Source organism: Xanthomonas vesicatoria ATCC 35937, assembly GCF_001908725.1.
Classification (GTDB): domain Bacteria; phylum Pseudomonadota; class Gammaproteobacteria; order Xanthomonadales; family Xanthomonadaceae; genus Xanthomonas; species Xanthomonas vesicatoria.
In genome coordinates this window covers 845,809-863,069 of sequence record NZ_CP018725.1, presented here as the reverse complement: position 1 = coordinate 863,069, position 17,261 = coordinate 845,809, and the positions used below count along the sequence as shown (strand labels likewise).

At 66.7% G+C, this 17,261-nt stretch carries 10 protein-coding genes; 9 read left to right on the top strand and 1 reads right to left on the bottom strand.

Annotated elements, in window-relative coordinates; translation table 11 throughout:
• Nucleotides 1–161: 161 nt before the first annotated feature.
• The 8 genes from BJD12_RS03735 to BJD12_RS03700 all read left to right on the top strand — a co-directional run bounded on the left by BJD12_RS03735 (nucleotide 162) and on the right by BJD12_RS03700 (nucleotide 12,732).
• Nucleotides 162–1,757 (top strand): aldehyde dehydrogenase family protein, encoded by a 1,596-nt coding sequence (locus BJD12_RS03735; RefSeq protein WP_074059310.1) that lies wholly within the window; start codon nucleotides 162–164, stop codon nucleotides 1,755–1,757.
• Nucleotides 1,754–2,953: a M24 family metallopeptidase gene (locus tag BJD12_RS03730; RefSeq protein WP_005990511.1), complete on the top strand. Its 1,200-nt coding sequence runs from the start codon at nucleotides 1,754–1,756 to the stop codon at nucleotides 2,951–2,953. Before BJD12_RS03735 ends, BJD12_RS03730 begins: the two co-directional genes overlap by 4 nt.
• 96 nt (nucleotides 2,954–3,049) lie before the next feature.
• Nucleotides 3,050–4,867, top strand: a complete 1,818-nt coding sequence (locus BJD12_RS03725) for a DUF885 domain-containing protein (RefSeq protein ID WP_005990509.1) — start codon at nucleotides 3,050–3,052, stop codon at nucleotides 4,865–4,867.
• Nucleotides 4,864–6,693 (top strand): DUF885 domain-containing protein, encoded by a 1,830-nt coding sequence (locus BJD12_RS03720; protein ID WP_005990507.1) that lies wholly within the window; start codon nucleotides 4,864–4,866, stop codon nucleotides 6,691–6,693. The genes BJD12_RS03725 and BJD12_RS03720 overlap by 4 nt, the downstream gene beginning before the upstream one ends.
• Before the next feature lie 64 nt (nucleotides 6,694–6,757).
• Nucleotides 6,758–8,344, top strand: coding sequence for an APC family permease (locus tag BJD12_RS03715; RefSeq protein WP_005990505.1), 1,587 nt, complete (start codon nucleotides 6,758–6,760; stop codon nucleotides 8,342–8,344).
• Nucleotides 8,334–10,682, top strand: coding sequence for a S9 family peptidase (locus BJD12_RS03710; protein WP_042827794.1), 2,349 nt, complete (start codon nucleotides 8,334–8,336; stop codon nucleotides 10,680–10,682). Before BJD12_RS03715 ends, BJD12_RS03710 begins: the two co-directional genes overlap by 11 nt.
• The gene (locus tag BJD12_RS03705) at nucleotides 10,682–12,319 is read left to right on the top strand and encodes a DUF5597 domain-containing protein (protein WP_050812856.1); all 1,638 of its coding nucleotides are present in this window, start codon (nucleotides 10,682–10,684) and stop codon (nucleotides 12,317–12,319) included. The genes BJD12_RS03710 and BJD12_RS03705 overlap by 1 nt, the downstream gene beginning before the upstream one ends.
• 116 nt (nucleotides 12,320–12,435) lie before the next feature.
• Entirely contained in the window at nucleotides 12,436–12,732 is a 297-nt protein-coding gene (locus tag BJD12_RS03700) for a flagellar basal body rod protein FlgC (RefSeq protein ID WP_005990500.1), read from the top strand.
• Nucleotides 12,733–12,896: 164 nt separating this feature from the next.
• On the opposite strand, the gene BJD12_RS03695 is transcribed toward BJD12_RS03700, so the two are convergent.
• Nucleotides 12,897–14,468, bottom strand: coding sequence for a S53 family peptidase (locus tag BJD12_RS03695; protein WP_005990498.1), 1,572 nt, complete (start codon nucleotides 14,466–14,468; stop codon nucleotides 12,897–12,899).
• A 432-nt stretch (nucleotides 14,469–14,900) separates the two neighbouring features.
• Between BJD12_RS03695 and BJD12_RS03690 the strand changes: the two genes are divergently transcribed.
• Complete coding sequence (locus BJD12_RS03690; RefSeq protein ID WP_042827799.1) at nucleotides 14,901–17,258, top strand: glucosidase family protein; 2,358 nt, start codon at nucleotides 14,901–14,903, stop codon at nucleotides 17,256–17,258.
• Nucleotides 17,259–17,261: the final 3 nt, after the last annotated feature.

Sequence of the window (17,261 nt, the reverse complement as noted above, 5' to 3'; positions counted from 1 at the left end):
GCCACTCTGTCAGCGTGGCGCGCAACCGCGCCGCCGTGTGCGCAGCGACGTGTGCCAATCAATGCGGATGTCGCGTTTGCTGCGGCGTCCGCATCGGTCCCTTGGTCGGCCGCTGCCGCACGCTGCGCACAGGTCGATTCCATGCAATTGAAGGTGCCGCAATGAACGAGACGATCCAACCCATCCTGCTGGCCGGCCAATGGCAGCCCAGCCACGCGGCGACGGGCAGTTTCCGCGCCGCCAACCCGGCGACGGGCGAGGCGATCGGGCCGCTGTTTCCGGTCAGCGGTGCCGACGACATCGACACCGCACTGAGCGCCGCGCACGCGGTTGCCGCCGAGCTGGCCGCCGCGCCGGCCGAACGCATTGCCGCGTTTCTGGACGCGTACGCCGATGCGCTGGATGCCGATGCCGGCACCCTGGTTGCACTCGCGCATGCAGAAACCGCATTGCCGGCGCCCACGCGTTTGCGCGGCAACGAGCTGCCGCGCACCAGCGGCCAGTTGCGCCAGGCCGCAAATGCGGTGCGCAGCTACAGCTGGACCAACCCCATCATCGACACCGCCGCCGATCTGCGCTCGCATCTGGCGCCACTGGGCAAGCCGGTGGCGGTATTTGGCCCCAACAATTTTCCGTTTGCGTTCAATGCGATTGCCGGCAGCGATTTTGCTTCGGCCATTGCCGCGCGCAACCCGGTGATCGCCAAGGCGCACCCGCTGCATCCGGCCACCAGCCAGCGCATGGCGCAGCTCGCGCATCAGGCCTTGGTGGGCGCTGGTCTGCCGGCGGCGGCGGTGCAGTTGCTGTATCACTTCGACAACGCCGTCGGCGTGCGGCTGGCCGGCGATGCGCGCCTGGGCGCGATCGGGTTTACCGGTAGCCGCGCGGGCGGGCTGGCGTTGAAGGCCGCTGCCGATGCAGCCGGCGTGCCGTTCTATGCCGAGCTGTCCAGCGTCAACCCGGTGTTTGTGTTGCCGGGCGCACTGGCCGAGCGCGGCGATGCGCTGGCGCAGGAATTCTTTGCCTCGTGCACCTTGGGCAGCGGCCAGTTCTGCACCAACCCCGGCGTAGTGGTAGTGCCGCACGGCGCGGCCGGCGATGCATTCGTCGCGGCCACCAAGGCGCATTTCGAAGCAGCCATGCCGATGGTGCTGTTCTCTGCCGCGGGGGTGGATGGCGTGCAGCGTGGCGTGGCGAGCTTGCGCGCTGCCGGCGCCGCGGTGCTGGCGGGTGGCCACACCGGCGAGGATGGCTACCGCTACGCGCCGACCCTGCTGAGCGTGGAGGCAGCGGCGTTTCTCGCCAAGCCGCATGCGCTGCAGACCGAGGCATTCGGCCCGGTGAGCCTGCTGGTGCGTGCGCAGGACAGCGCGCAGATGGCGCAGCTGGCCGCCGCATTCGAAGGCAATCTGACCGGCACGCTGTATCGCGCTGTCGATGGCAGCGACGATGCGGCATGGCAGGCGATCGCGCCGGTCTTGCGCGCGCGGGTGGGCCGTTTGATCAACAGCAAGATGCCGACCGGCGTGGCGGTGAGTGCAGCGCAAAATCATGGTGGCCCGTTTCCGAGCACCGGGCATCCGGGGTTCACCGCGGTAGGCATGCCGGGCGCGATCCGCCGCTTTGCCGCCTTGAACAGCTACGACGCCGTGCCCGATGCCTTGCTGCCGCCGGAACTGCGCCAGTGCGACCCCGGCGGCGTGGCGCGGCTGGTCGATGGGCAGTGGAGCAGCGCCGATCTTGGAGCGGGCACATGAGCGCGCAGATCGGTGGCCTGTCGCTGGAACAGGCGCGTGCGCAACTGGCGCCGTGGGCGCAGCGCGCCGCGCCGATCGCAGCCGACGAGTACGCACAGCGCATCGAGCGCGCACGTGGGCTGATGCGCGCGCACGGCGTGGATGCAGTGTTGATCGGCGCCGGCACCTCGTTGCGCTATTTCACCGGCGTGCCGTGGGGCGCCAGTGAACGGCTGGTCGCCGCGTTGCTGACCCTGGAGGGCGACCCGGTGCTGCTTTGCCCGGCGTTCGAGGAAGGCTCGCTGGACGCGGTGTTGAAAGTTCCGGTGGTCAAATACCTGTGGGAGGAGCACGAAGACCCCTACGCGCTGGCGGTGCAGGCGCTGGACGATCGCCATGCGCACGCGCTGGCGCTGGACCCGGGCATCGCCTTTGCGGTGCATACCGGCTTGCGCGCGCATCTGGGCACGGCCATCCGCGATGCCAGCGCCATCATCGACGGCTGCCGCATGTGCAAGTCGTCGGCCGAGCTGGCGCTGATGCAGCAGGCCTGCGACATGACCTTGCTGGTGCAGCGGCTGGCCGCCGGCATCGCGCACGAGGGCATCGGTACCGATCAGCTGGTGCGTTTCATCGATGAGGCGCATCGCGTGCTGGGCGCGGACAACGGCTCGACCTTCTGCATCGTGCAGTTCGGGCATGCCACTGCGTTTCCGCACGGCATTCCCGGCGTGCAGCACCTGCGTGAGGGCGAGCTGGTGCTGATCGACACCGGTTGCACCGTGCAGGGCTACCACTCCGATATCACCCGCACCTGGAGTTACGGCACGCCCAGCGATGCGCAACGGCGCATCTGGGACTTGGAGCAGGCGGCGCAGGCCGCTGCATTCGCGGCGATCCGCCCGGGCGTGGCCTGCGAGGCGGTGGACCAGGCCGCACGCACGGTGCTGGAAGCGGCCGGCCTGGGCCCGGATTACCGTCTGCCCGGGTTGCCGCATCGCACCGGCCATGGCTGCGGCCTGGCGATCCACGAAGCACCATATCTGGTGCGCGGCAATGCGCAGCCGCTGCGGCCGGGCATGTGCGCCAGCAACGAACCGATGATCGTGGTGCCCGGTGAATTCGGGGTGCGCCTGGAAGACCACTTTTACGTTACCGATGCCGGCGCGCAGTGGTTTACGCCGCCGTCGCCGGCGATCGATCAACCGTTTGCGTAAGCCTGTACGGGCTGACGCAAACGTGGGAGCGCACCCGCGCGCGACGGGCGTTCCCGACAAAGCCATTCCGCCGTCATCGCATCCTGGAGTCACTGCATGAAGCACCTGCGTCCTGTCGCCATCGGCCTGCTGGCTGCCGCCTTGTTCACTGCCTGCAAGCCCGCGCCGCCCGCACCGGAAACGGCAGCTGCGGCCACTGCCGCGCCGACCGACGAACAGGCCGCCAAGGCTTTCGATGCGCTGTTGGACAAGCAGTGGCAGTACCAGCTGCAGCACAACCCCGAGTTCGCCAGCATCATCGGCGACAAGCGCTACAACGACCGTTGGAGCGATTACTCGCTGGAGGCCGTGCAGGCCGAGCGTACCGCCACCGCCGAGCTGCTCAAGCAGTTCGAAGCGATCGACGCCAAGGCCCTGGACGAGCAACGCCAGCTCAGCCTGCAGATGATGCTCGGCCAGTTGCGCGACAAGCTGGAAGGCATCGACCTGAAGACCTATGCGATGCCGCTGGAGCCGATCGGCGGCATCCAGCTGGCGTTGGCCGGCTATGGCGATGCGTTTCCGTTCGAAAACGCCAAGGATTATCAGGACTACATCAAGCGGCTGGAGACGATTCCGACCGTGATCGAGCAGGTGATCGCGGTGTCGCGCCAGGGTGCGAAGGATGGCCTCACCCAGCCGCGTTATCTGCTGGAGCGCTTGCCCGAGCAGATCGACAAGATCGCGGCGCTGACCGGTGAGCAGAGCCCGTTCGCCTCGCCGCTGAAAAAGCTCGATACCGTCGTGCCGGCCGATCAGCGTGCTGCGCTACGCAGGCAACTGCTTACGGCGATCGATCAGCAGGTGCGCCCGGCCTACGGCAAGCTGGCGGCCTTCGTGCGCGACGAATACGCCGCGCAGGGCCGTAGCTCCGAAGGCATCTGGTCGCTGCCCGATGGCGAGCGCCGGTACCGCTACGCGATCCACACCCAGACCACCACCGACATGGCGCCGGAGGAGATCCATCAGATCGGTTTGAAGGAAGTGGCGCGTATCGAAGGCGAGATGGCGGTGATCGCCAAGGCGCAGGGCTTTGCCGACCTGGCCAGCTTCCGCAAGGCGGTGGACACCGACAAGCGCCACTTCGCCACTTCCGGCGAGCAGATCCTGCAGCAATACCGCCAGTACATCGCTGCGATGGAACCTGAGTTGCCCAAGCTGTTCGGGCACCTGCCGAAGACGCCGCTGGAGGTGCAGGCCATGCCCGCATTCCGGCGTAGCGCGCCCGGCGCCGAATATTGGCAAAGCAATCCGGAGGGCACCAAGCCGGCCATCGTGAAGGTCAACACCAGCGACTTCGCCAGCCGCACCCTGGTCAACATCGAAACCACCGCGTATCACGAAGGCGTGCCCGGCCATCACCTGCAGATCTCGCTTGCGCAGACGCTGCCGTTGCCGCCGTTCCGCCAGCAGGCCGGCTACAACGCCTATATCGAAGGTTGGGCGCTGTATGCCGAGCGCCTGGGCAAGGAGATCGGCTTCTTCAAGGACCCCTACAACGACTACGGCCGGCTGTCCGGCGAGCTGCTGCGCGCTAACCGCCTGGTGCTGGATACCGGGGTGCACTACAAGCGCTGGAATCGCCAGCAGATGGTGGATTTTTTCCACGCCCATCCCTCCGACGACGAGCCCAGCATCCAGTCCGAAACCGATCGCTACATCGTGTGGCCGGGGCAGGCGCTGGGTTACAAACTCGGGCAGCTGCAGATCCTGGCGCTGCGCGCCGAGGCGGAGAAAGAACTTGGCGATCGCTTCGATGTGCGCGCCTTCCACGATGCGGTGCTGGGGGGCGGCGCAATGCCGCTGGCGATGTTGCAGCAGCGCGTGCGGCAGTGGATTGCACAGGCCAAGGCAGCGCCGGGAGCTGCGCAGTGAGCGCCAACGCCGTATGGCGCAGCAGCGCCCTGAGCGTGCTGATCGCCGTCAACCTGGGCAGCGTTGCGATCCCCGTGTACGCGGCCGAGCCTGCGGCGAGCGCGCAAACCACGCCAGCGGCGCGCTTCAAGGCGCTGTACACGCGCGAGTGGCGCTGGCGTCAGGCGCAGCTGTCCGGCGCGGTGGATGAAGACAATCAGGCGACGCAAGACAAGCAGTCCGACCATCTACCCAAGGTCGATGTGGCCACGCAAACCCTGCGCACGGCGTACTGGCAACAGACCTTGAAGGAGCTGGATGCGATTCCGGCGGCGCAGTTGTCGGCCGAGGATCAGGTGAGCTACCAGGTCTACCGCCAGCAGCTGCAGGTGCTGTTGGATCAGCAGCGTTTTCGCGCCTGGGAAATGCCGTTCAACAGCGACTCGGCGTTCTGGAGCGATCTGGGTTTCAGTGCCGAAGCCACGTTGCGTACGCGCGAGGACTACCAGCGTTATTTGAAGCTACTGGCCGACATTCCGCGCTATTTCGCCGAGCACACCGACAATATGCGCGCCGGACTGGCGCGCGGTTTTAGCCAGCCGCGGGTCACGCTGACCGGGCGCGATCAGTCCATCGCCGATGTGGCGCAGGCCAAGGGCGAGGCCAATCCGTTCTATGCGCCGTTCAAGCAAATGCCGGCAACACTGCCGGCCGAGGTGCAGGCGCAACTGCGCCAGCAAGCGGTCGACACCATCGATACGCAGGTGCTGCCGGCGTACGCCAAACTGCTGGACTTCATCCGCAACGAGTACCAGCCGCGGGCACGGCCCACGCTTGCCGGTGAAGCCTTGCCCGATGGTCAGGCCTACTACCGCGCGCAGATCCGCGAGTTCACCACGCTGGACTTGAGCCCCGATCAGATCCACCAGATCGGTTTGCAGGAAGTGGCCAAGTTGCGCAAGCAGATGGACGCCACCATTGCCGAGAGCGGCTTCAAGCCACCGGCCGGGCAAGCAGTGTTCCCGGCGTTTCTGCACTTTCTGCGCACCGACCCACAGTTTTACGCCAAGACGCCGGAAGAACTGCTCAAGCAGGCTGCGTGGATTGCCAAGCGCGTGGATGCCAAGGTGGGCGATTACGTCGGCCGTCTGCCGCGCCGACGCTTTGCGATCGAGCCGGTGCCGCCGGAGCTGGCGCCGTTCTACACCGGTGGCCGCGGCGGACCGGGCATCTATCTGGTCAACACCTACAACCTGCCATCGCGGCCGTTGTACAACCTCACGGCGTTGACCTTGCACGAATCCTCGCCCGGCCACGCGCTGCAGATGCCGCTGGCCGCAGAAGCGCAGGGGCTGCCGGCGTTTCGCCGCTACAGTTATATCTCGGCGTATGGCGAAGGCTGGGCGTTGTACTCGGAGTACCTGGGCCAGGAAATGGGCATGTACGACACGCCCTATGACCGCTTCGGCTATCTCACCTACCAGATGTGGCGCGCGTGCCGGCTGGTGATCGACACCGGCATTCACCACAAGGGCTGGACGCGCGAACAGGCGCAAGCCTACTTGCGCGACAACACCGCGCTGAGCGAGCACGAAGTCACCACCGAAGTGGATCGCTACATCGCATGGCCCGGGCAGGCACTGTCGTATTACCTGGGCGAGCTGAAGATTCTGGAGCTGCGACGCAAGGCAGAAGCGGCGCTGGGCGAAAAATTCGACCTGCGCCACTTCCACGATGCGGTGCTGCAGACCGGCTCGGTGCCGCTGCCGGTGCTGGAAGCGCGTATCGACCGCTTCATCGCCGATGGTGGCGTGTCGCCGTATCCGGACGACACCACCGACGACTGATGCACCACCACCACGGGTGAGGCGTTGCCGCCGTCACCGCGCTTTCCACTCTTCGGGGCGACGTATGACCACACACGGTGCGACCACGCAAGGCAAGTTCCACAAGCGACTGAGCCTGACCGACCTGACCTTTATCGGCCTGGGTTCCATCTTCGGCTCGGGGTGGTTGTTTTCCGCAAGCCATGTGTCGTCGATCGCGGGACCGGCCGGCATTCTGTCGTGGATCCTCGGCGGCATTGCGGTGTTGCTGCTGGGGCTGGTGTATTGCGAACTCGGCGCCGCCTTGCCGCGCGCCGGCGGGGTGGTGCGCTACCCGGAGTATTCGCATGGCGCGCTGCTGGGGTCGTTGACCGGCTTCATCACCTTGATCGCGTTTTCCAGCCTGATTGCGATCGAGGTGGAGGCCGCGCGCCAATATGCGGCAGCGTGGTTTCCGTGGCTGAGCCAGCCGGGTAGCAGCCATCCCAGCGTGTTGGGCTGGTTGGTGCAGCTGGCTTTGCTGCTGCTGTTCTTCGTACTCAACTACTTCAGCGTCAAGACCTTTGCGCTGGCCAACAACATCGTCAGCATCTTCAAGTTCCTGGTGCCGATCCTGGTGATCGTGCTGCTGCTGAAGCACTTCAACGCCGACAACCTGAGCGTGCACGGGTTCGCACCGTCGGGCATGGCCGGGGTGGAAGCGGCGATCTCCGCCGGCGGCATCATCTTTGCGTACCTGGGGCTGACCCCCATCGTGTCGGTGGCCAGCGAAGTGCGCGACCCGCAGCGCAATATTCCCATTGCCTTGATCCTGTCGGTGGCGCTGTCCACGGTGATTTATGTGCTGCTGCAACTCGCCTTTCTGGGCAGCATTCCGGCCGCGCAGCTGGCGCACGGCTGGAGCGGTATCGACAAGGCACTTTCGCTGCCGTACCACGACATCGCGCTCGCCCTTGGCATGGCGTGGCTGGCTGCACTGGTGATCTGCGATGCGATGGTCTCGCCCAGCGGCACCGGCAATATCTACATGAATGCCACGCCGCGCGTGGTGTATGGCTGGGCGCGTAGCGGCGGGTTCTTGCCGGTACTGACGCGGGTGGACCCGGTATCGGGGATCCCGCGTCCGGCGTTGTGGTTGAGCCTGGGGCTGTCGATCTTCTGGACGCTGCCGTTTCCGTCGTGGGAGACGCTGATCGGCGTGGTATCGGCGGCCTTGGTGCTGAGCTATGCGGTGGCGCCAGTGACGGTCGCCGCACTGCGCCGCAGTGCGCCGAACTTGCCACGGCCGTTCTATGTGCGCGGTCTGACGGTGCTGGGGCCGCTGTCGTTCATGGTGGCGGCCTTGATCGTGTACTGGTCCACCTGGCCGACCTTGTCGTGGCTGCTGGGCCTGCAAGTGCTCGCGTTCGCGCTATACGTGTTGTACCGGTTGCCCTCGCGCGAGGGCAGGGCCCGCTTGCTGCGGCAGGTACGCGCATCGCTGTGGTTGATCGTGTTCTTCGTGCTGGTGATGGCGGTGTCGTGGGCCGGCACCTTCGGCGGGCACGGCTGGATCGCGCATCCGTTCGATACGCTGAGCGTGGCGGTGATTGCCTTCTTCATCTATCACTGGGGCGCACGCAGCGGCCTGCGTAGCGACGAACTGGCATTGGAAGAAGACGATGGCGAATGAGGCCCGACGTGCTGCGCGGATCATGCGGGCGGCGCGCGTCGTGGCCGCATGCATGCTGTGGCTCACGGCCAATGCGCAAGCGGCGCCGACGGTGGCCGACTACCAACGCTCGCTCGGCCTGCGCGCGCACTGGAGCACGCTGACCGAAAACGTCGCGTGGCCAGCGCAATGGCAGGACGATGGCAGGTTCTATTACCGCAAGACCGTGCCTGGTGGGTTCGCCTTCGTCCGCGTGGATGTGGCTACGCTGCACAAGCAACCGGCCTTCGACCAGGCGCGCGTGGCGCAGGCGCTGCAGGCCGCCACCGGCACCGCCTATGCGGCATTGGCGTTGCCGTTCGAGCAGTTTGCGTATTCGCAGGAAGGCGGGCGCGACGACGGCGCGATCGTATTCGCTATCAACGATGCCCCCTGGCGCTGCACGTTGACCACGTATCAATGCGCGCCCGATGCCCCCGGCCGGCAGCCGCAGCTGCTACAGCGACCGCGCGGTTTTGGCGTGGTGCGCGACCCGGACGTGGCCGCCGACACCACCCCGCGCCGCTCGCCCGACGGGCAGTGGGAGGCGCTGGCCGATGGCTGGAACCTGGTCGTACGCCGGGTGGCCGATGGCCAGCTGGTGCAGCGCACCGACGATGGCCGCGCCGACGATTATTTCGATCCGGACAGCATTGCCTGGTCGCCCGATTCGCAGCGGCTGGCGGTGTATCGGGTGCGGCCGGGCACTGCGCGCCGGGTGACGCGTGTGGAGGCCGCGCCGGCAGGACGCCTTGAGCCGGTGGTGCACACCCAGCTGTATCCCAAGCCGGGCGATGCGGTGGATGTGGAACGGCCGGTGCTGCTGGCGGTGGATGGCACGCGGCGCGTGGTGGACAACGCGCTGTTTGCCACGCCGTATTCCTTGTCGCCGCTGCAATGGCGGCCGGATGGGCGCAGTGTGAGCTTTGAGTCTGTGCAACGCGGCTTTCAGCACATGCGCGTTATCTCGGTGGATGCCAGCAGCGGGCGTGCGCAGGTGGCGGTGGCCGAAGACGCACGCACCTTCGTCTATGCCGACCGCAGCTTTCATCATGAGGTGGACGCGCATGGCAACGAGATTCTGTGGATCTCCGAGCGCGACGGCTGGCGGCACCTGTACCTGTTCGATGGCCGCAGCGGCAAGCCCAAGCGCCAACTCACCCGCGGGCCATGGGTGGTGCGCGATGTACTGAAGGTCGACGAGGCGCAGCGCCGTATCTGGTTCACCGCCAGCGGCATGGATGCGGGCAAGGACCCGTACTACCGGCAGCTCTACAGCGTGGATTTCGACGGGCGAAAACTCACCCGGCTGACCACCGCCGATGCCGATCACGAGGTGGCGATTGCAGACGATGGCCGGCATTACGTCGATGTCTATTCGCGCCCGGACCTGCCGCCGGTGATGGAGCTGCATGCCATCAATGGGCGGCTGTTGCAGCAGGTGGAGCAGGGCAACATCGACCGGCTGCTGGCCACAGGTTGGCGCGCGCCGGAGACCTTTGTCGCCAAGGGCCGCGACGGCCGCACCGACATCTGGGGCGTGGTGGTGCGGCCGCGCGATTACGACCCGCGCAAGACCTACCCGGTAATCGAGAACATCTACGCCGGCCCGCACGATTCCTTTGTGCCGAAGACGTTCTGGCCGTTCGGCTATCACTCCGGCGGCGACAAGCAGATCGGCATGCAGGCACAGGCGGACCTGGGCTTCATCGTGGTGATGATCGACGGCATGGGTACCGCCAACCGCTCCAAGGCCTTTCACGACGTGGCGTGGAAGAACCTGGGCGATTCCGGATTCCCCGATCGTATTGCCTGGCATCGCGCGCTCGCTGCAAAGGACTCGTCCTACGACATCAGCCGCGTCGGCATCTACGGCGCATCGGCGGGTGGACAGAGCACCCTGGGCGCGCTGGAACGTCACCCGGATTTCTACAAGGTGGGCGTGGCGTTTGCTGGTTGCTACGACAACCGCATGGACAAGATCAGCTGGAACGAGCAGTGGATGGGCTGGCCGGTGGATGCAAGCTATGCCGCTGCCTCGGGCGTGGTGAATGCGGGCAAGCTGCAGGGCGATCTGCTGCTGATCGTCGGCGAGCAGGACAGCAATGTGGACCCGGCCTCCACCGCGCAGGTGGTGGATGCCTTGATCAAGGCCGGCAAGGACTTCGACCTGCTCAACGTGCCGGGCGGCGAGCATTCGGTGGGCCGCTCCAGCGGGCCGATCGACTATGTACAACGCCGCCAGTACGACTTCTTCGTGCGCCACCTTCTCGGGCAGCCCACGCCGCACTGGAATTCGTCCGCCCCGGAGGCTCGCTGATGCTGTTTGCCCCTTTATCCGCCCTGCGCCAGCGTGGTCGCGCGGTTGTCTGCCTGTGTGCGTTGTCGCTGCTGGCAAGTGCGATCACGCCGGCAGCGTACGCCGAAGAGATGCCGCGCTTCGTCAGCCAGAACGGTCGCCATGCGGTCTTCGTCGACGGTGCGCCGTACACCGTCCTGGCCGCACAGCTGCACAACTCCAGCGCCTGGCCGGCGGTGTTGCCCAAGGCGCTGGACGAGGTGGTCGCCCTGCATGCCAACACCGTGGAAGCGCCGGTGTATTGGGAGCAGTTCGAGCCGGTGCAGGGCCGCTTCGACACCACCAACGTGGATGCCTTGATCGCCGGCGCACGCAAGCGCGGGCTGCGCGTGGCGCTGCTGTGGTTCGGCAGCTGGAAGAACGGGCAGATGCATTACGTGCCGGAGTGGATCAAGCGCGACGACGCCACCTACCCGCGCATGCGCGATGCCAATGGCGTGCCGGTGGATGTCTTGTCGCCACATGTAGCTGCCAACATGCAAGCCGATGCGCGTGCGTTCACCGCGTTGATGCAGCACCTGCGCAAGGTCGATGGCGACCGCCACACGGTGATCCTGGTGCAGGTGGAAAACGAGCCGGGCGCCATCGGCACGGTGCGCGACCATGGCCCGGCCGGCGAGGCGGCGTTTGCGCAGCCGGTGCCGGCTGCGATTGCGCAGGCTTTGGGCAAACCGCAGGGCAGCTGGCAACAACTGTTCGGTGCGGAGGCGGCCGAGGCGTTCAACGCGCATGCCACTGCGGCATACATCGAGCAGGTGGCCGCCGCCGGCAAGCGTGCGTATCCGCTGCCGCTCTACGTCAACACCTGGCTGCGCTACAAGGGCAAGCGCTATCCGGGCATGGATTACCCGTCCGGCGGCGCCACGGTAAATGTGTTCGCACTGTGGCGCGCGGCCACGCCATCGATCGACTTCATCGGCACCGACATCTATACCAACGACTACAACGAATACACCAAGGTCATCGGCCAGTACGCGCGGCCGGACAACCCGGCCTGGGTGTCGGAGACCGGCTTCGAAGCGGCGACGGCGCCGTACCTGTTCCATGTGCTGGGGCAGGGCGGGGTGGGCTTCTCGATCTTCGGCATGGATGGCAACCCGGACAGCGAGGCCAATCGGGCCGCCATCGCCGCGCATGCGGCCAATTTCCAGTTGCTGGCGCCGTTGCAGCGGGTGCTGGCGCAGGCCGCGTTCGAAGGTCGCCTGCAAGGCGTGGCCGAGCAGCCCGGCATGCCGCAGCGCACGCTTCGCTTTGGCGAGTGGCAGGCCAAGGTCTCGTTCGGGGCACCGATGTGGGGCGACGCGCCGGCGATCCTGCCGGGCAACGACGACCACGGCGGGCGGCTGCTGGTGGCGCAGCTGGGGCCAGAGGAGTTTCTGGTCACCGGCATGGCCGCGCGCATTGAATTTTTCCGCGAGGCGGCCGATACCCGTCATGGGCAACTGTTGCGGGTGGAGCAGGGGCGGTATGTCGACGGGCGCTGGCAGGTGGAAAAGCAGCTCAACGGCGACCAGACCGACTACGGGCTCAACTTCGGCCGTGGGGGCCCCACCAGTCCCGAACCGGTGGTGTTGCGGGTGCGCGTCGGAACCTATTGAGGGCTGCAGGCGCTGCGGCGACGCCGTCCGCAGGGTTGCCAGCCTGCCCTTGAAGCCCGCATTGCCGCACGCCATTGCATCCCGCGTCCCTCAGTCACTTGCGTAACGGAGCCACCATGAGCATCAGCAGCATCGCCAGTTCCGGAATGCAGGCCGCCGCGCTGCGTCAGCAGGTGGCCGCCAGCAATGTCGCCCGCCAACCGGTGGACGGCAGCCCGCGTCAGGCGGTGGCGGCCAGCACGCAGGCCAATGGCGGCGTGGCGGCCAACGTGGTCGATGCGGTGTCTGACCCGTCGGCTCCGGTCACCGATCTGGTCGACGGGCTATCGGCGCGCAACGACTTCCAGGCCAATGCCGCCGTGCTGCGACGCTCCGATGAAGCGGTGGGCAGCTTGTTGGACGTACTGGCCTGAAAGCAGCGCGCTGGCCTGGCGCGGCAGCATCGATCACGGCTCGCGTTACGCGCACAGCGCTGGTGTCCATCTCGGCACGCATGGTCCAGGCGGCGGGCATCACGCTTGCAGCGCGCTTATCGTCCCCGCCGTGCGCACAACGACGATAACCGCGCGTATCGCGCTCAGCCGGGTCGCAGCACGGTAGTCAAGCGTGCGCCGTCGGGCACGCCCAGTCCGGTGTTGGCATCCCAGCCGATGGATGCGCGGAAGCCGGTGTTGTCGCCGGCGACGATGTCGCGGAACGCATCCGGTTGGCCGTACAGGCGCGGCGGCACGAAGTGGGGGCGCATCCCGTTTGCGCCGTAGATGCGTGCCAGCAGGGCAGCCCACACCGGTGCGGCGGCACTGGTCCCACCCATTACCGCCGGCTGCCCGTTGATCGACAGGTAGTAGCCGGTCTGCGCATCGGCGTTGGCGGCCACATCGGGGACACCGCGCATGCTCAGTTGGAGTGACTGATGCTGTGCATCGGTCAGGTGCAGATCCTTCTGCCAGGCCGGGCGCGCGAAGAACCTGCTTTGCCCGCCGCCGCCGCTTACCCACGCCTGCTCGTTGGCGCTGTCGGCCGTGACCTGCAGCCGGGTGCCGCCACAGGCGAGCACGAATGGGCTGGACGCGGGGAAGCAGACATTCAACCCCGGCTGCCCGTCGCTGGCGCCATCGTCTCCGGCGGCGACGCACACCGTGATGCCCATCAATGCGGCGGCCTGGAACGCACAGTCGTATGCCTGACGCGATTGCGGAGTCCACTGCGATTCGGTGAAGCCCCAGCTGATGGCGATGATGCCGGGGGAATGCTCGGTGTCGTGGATGGCGGTGTTGACCGCTTCCAGAAAGCCGTTGTCGGTGTTGGGTGCGAAATACAGCACCAGCGTGGCGCCCGGTGCGATGGCCCCGGCAATCTGGATGTCCATCTGTGCTTCGACATCGGCGTTCGTGCTGCCGCTGCTCACCGTATTGGTCGCACCGGGCAACAGCACATCCACCAGCGTGGGCATGGGCACACCCAGCTGCGCGAAATAGGCGGCCATCTGTTCGCGTGCATAACCGGCCCCCAGCACGATGATGGCGATGCACTGCCCGTGCCCGTCGTGCTCGGGAAAGCCGTACAGCTGCGCCAGCTGCGGCGGTGTGTATTGCACGATCGGACCATCCTGCTTGGCGGTAGGCGCAGGCGGCTGTGTTGGGGTGGGCAGGGCCGCAGACGTGTCTGGCGTACTGGGCAGCGTCTGCGCCTGCGGACGCGCGTCCAGCCCGAGCACGGCGGTGACGATGCCGGCCAGGGCTTGTGGAATCGACACCGGTCCGGTGCGGCCGCGATAGCGCAGCGCGCCATCTACGTAGTCGCGCAAGCTGACCTGGAATGCAGCTTCGCATTGCTGCACGGTGCCTTCCAGGATCACGTTGCCGCTGTCTGCATGGGCACGCTCGACCACCAGGCCATAGCTGGCGGCAAAGTCGGCAACGGCCTGCAGGTCTGACGCGCTGGCGGCGAAGCGCTCGCTGAACTCCGCGCGCGTGAACGCAACCGGCAGCGTGTTGGCCTGCAGTTGCAGCAGCACCTCGGCGGCGGCATTCAATGCCGGCATCCGCACCGCGAGCAAGACGCGCAGTCGCTCGTCCTGCGGTGGTTGGCCGGCCTCGACAGTGGAGGCTGCGGTACGGCGCTCACTGCCAGCGAGGATCGTGTACATGCGGGAAAACTCCATCAAGGTAGGTGAGCCGATAGCGGTGGGTGCCAAACGAACAGCGCAGCAAGCACGGCCGACGCCTGCACGGCAGTGTGCATTCAACCCCAATGCGTTGGTTGTCTGCGCCGCCATCGCCACGTGCGATCGATCGCCATGCGAAGCACTGACACATCGAACAATGGACCTGCGGTCGCGCAAGGGAAGCGGCCTGCAGCAAGGCCAGCATCAGCGACCTTCGCCTCAGATCCTGCGACAGCATGCCGCGCGGGACATGGTGCTTGCGCGCTGGCGCAGCCACGGCCCCCACGAGCACGCCTGCAGGCAGTCGATGCGCCGCAGCTCTATGCAGATTTCCGCACCGGTCTCCGACCGCGGTCACAAGACGCGGTGCGCGAAGGCGCGCACGATGGGCAGCGATCATTCGAGGGCGCAACGATGGACCGTAGAACGTTTCTGCGTCAGGGCATGGCGGCCACAGCGGCGGTCGGTGCAGGTGCCGTGCTTGCCCCACCGGCCACAGCGGCGGCGGCGCTGCCGACGCCTCCGCCGGCACGGCCGCGTCTGGAGCCGCTGCCTTCGGCTGCGCATGTCGGCACCGCACTGTGCAGCTTCATGCACCTGCAGCAGACGTGGACCGTCTACGAGCATCTCGACGATGCGCAGGGCCAACTTACGCTGTGGACGGACAGCGGCATGTTGCGCCTGGACAAGCGCACAGAGCCGGCGTATCCAGCCGAGGGCACGCCGTACTTCGGCATGCCGCTGGCGCAGGTGGCGATGGCAGACGCCGACCTGCTCGCCGATCGCTTGCTGCGCGATGGCGACCCGGACGAGGCGCAGGTGCGCGATGTTGCGCCCCCGCCGGCCTCGTTGCTGGATCCCAAGGACAATGGTGGGCGCTGGCCGTGGACCACGTTTGTCGGCACGCGCGAAGCGCTGGACACCATGCCGATCCTGCCCAATGGCCGCAGCCGGACCTCGCGGCCGGAACATGCCTTCACCGAGCTTGGCGAGGAGGCGCTGATCAAACGCCGCGAGGAAGGCATGCTCGGTGGCTGGATGCCGGCGGTGCGCAAGGTGATGCGCCGAGCGGGTGAGCCCGACGCCTGGTACGACGTGCTGGTATTTGCCGATGTACGTGCCAGCGACCGTTTTGTGGTGCAGACCTGGCACCGCACCATGCAGGTCCGCGGCGGGCAGATCGTGGCAGTGCACTACACCCACAGCTATCCAGCATTCGGCAGCATGCGGACGCCTGCCACCGCTGAGCAGTTCTACGCGGCGCTGATCGATTTCGCGGCGTATTGGCAGCAGGCATTGGACGGAACGGTGCAGGCGCACTTACCCGATGCCAGCTGGAATGACATGGCGCAATTCGCGTTCGCGCGTGAGCTGGCGGTACGCCCGGGTGGCGACTACCCGAAGTATGGCGCGGTGGAGCGCGACTACTACGGCAACGAGTACGACGGCTTCCAGGATACCTTTACCAGTTCGTTCTACGCCAATCTGGAATGGGGCCGCTTCGCGCAGGCGGCGGCGGTACTCGACAACTATTTCGATGCGTTCGTGCAGGACGATGGCCTGCCGAACATGCGCGGGCCGGAGGTGGGGCAGTTCGGGCTGACCTTGTCGTTGTTGGCGCGTTATCTGCGTTACACCGGCGATGCGCTGCGCTTGCGTCGATGGCTGCCCAAGATCGCGGCCACGGCGCAAGTGCTGTGCGACTTGCACGACCAGGCATTGGCGCTGCCGCGTGACGCGTCCGGGTATGGCCTGTTGCATGGCTGGAACGAATCGGATGCGTGCCTGTTTCCCGATCCATCGCTGTGGTGGAAGCCGTACTACGCCAACAGCGCGCTGACCATTCGCGGATGGGAGGATATCGCGCAGGTCTGGGGCACCCTGGGCGGCGATGCGGCACAGGCGGCGCAATGGCAACGTCGCGCCAAGCAGTTGCGCAGCCGGCTCCAAACCAGCCTGCGTGCCAACGTGCGCCGCGACCTGTCGCCGCCATATGTCGGCCCACTGCCGGGCACCACGCTGACCTTTCGGCAATCGTTGCTGCAGGAAAAACCCAGCGAGCAGCAGTGGCCGCATCGCGCCTATGCTGAGTTGCTGCAGGCCGATGTGCTGCCCGACGATCTCGCTCATCTGGTGATCGATTGCCTGCGCGGCCACGGCGGTACCAGCATCGGCGTCGTGGCCAATATCGCACCACCCGAGCCGGGCAGCCGCGACCTGCTCGGCTTCATTTCCTATGGTTATGCGCAGCAATTGCTGCGGCTGGACCGCATCGAAGAGTATCTGCTGTTCGTCTACGCGCACCGGTATCAGGTGCATACGCGCGGCAGCTGGACGGCCGGCGAGGTCAGCGGCATCACCGGCGGCATGCCGCTGTTCTGCATGCCGGCGCAGATGACCATCCCGTTGCTGCTGCGCTGGATGCTGGTCAGCGACGACAGCGCGGGCGAGCAGTTGTTTCTGGCGCGCGCAGTGCCGCGTGCATGGCTGGGCAGTGGCGAGGCGGTCGGCATGACCGCAGCACCGACACGCTGGGGCGCGGTCACGCTGCGCTTGCGCACCGAGACCACGGCGCGCCGCATCGATGCAAAGGTACAGCTGCCCACACGCGCTCCCGAGCGCACCTGGCTGACGCTGCGTGCGCCAGCCGGCACACGATTGCAGCGTGTGCTGGTCGATGGGCGGCCGGCCCGTCTGCAGGGCCCGCATGCGGATCGGGTCGCGTTGTCGCGCGGCACTGCAGCGGTGCAGGTGCAGGCCTGGTACGTCTGATGC

Coding starts and splice junctions, on each gene's coding strand:
- BJD12_RS03735 (WP_074059310.1), top strand. CDS start 162: ATGAACGAGACGATCCAACCCATCCTGCTGGCCGGCCAATGGCAGCCC.
- BJD12_RS03730 (WP_005990511.1), top strand. CDS start 1,754: ATGAGCGCGCAGATCGGTGGCCTGTCGCTGGAACAGGCGCGTGCGCAA.
- BJD12_RS03725 (WP_005990509.1), top strand. CDS start 3,050: ATGAAGCACCTGCGTCCTGTCGCCATCGGCCTGCTGGCTGCCGCCTTG.
- BJD12_RS03715 (WP_005990505.1), top strand. CDS start 6,758: ATGACCACACACGGTGCGACCACGCAAGGCAAGTTCCACAAGCGACTG.
- BJD12_RS03710 (WP_042827794.1), top strand. CDS start 8,334: ATGGCGAATGAGGCCCGACGTGCTGCGCGGATCATGCGGGCGGCGCGC.
- BJD12_RS03705 (WP_050812856.1), top strand. CDS start 10,682: ATGCTGTTTGCCCCTTTATCCGCCCTGCGCCAGCGTGGTCGCGCGGTT.
- BJD12_RS03700 (WP_005990500.1), top strand. CDS start 12,436: ATGAGCATCAGCAGCATCGCCAGTTCCGGAATGCAGGCCGCCGCGCTG.
- BJD12_RS03695 (WP_005990498.1), bottom strand. CDS start 14,468: ATGTACACGATCCTCGCTGGCAGTGAGCGCCGTACCGCAGCCTCCACT.
- BJD12_RS03690 (WP_042827799.1), top strand. CDS start 14,901: ATGGACCGTAGAACGTTTCTGCGTCAGGGCATGGCGGCCACAGCGGCG.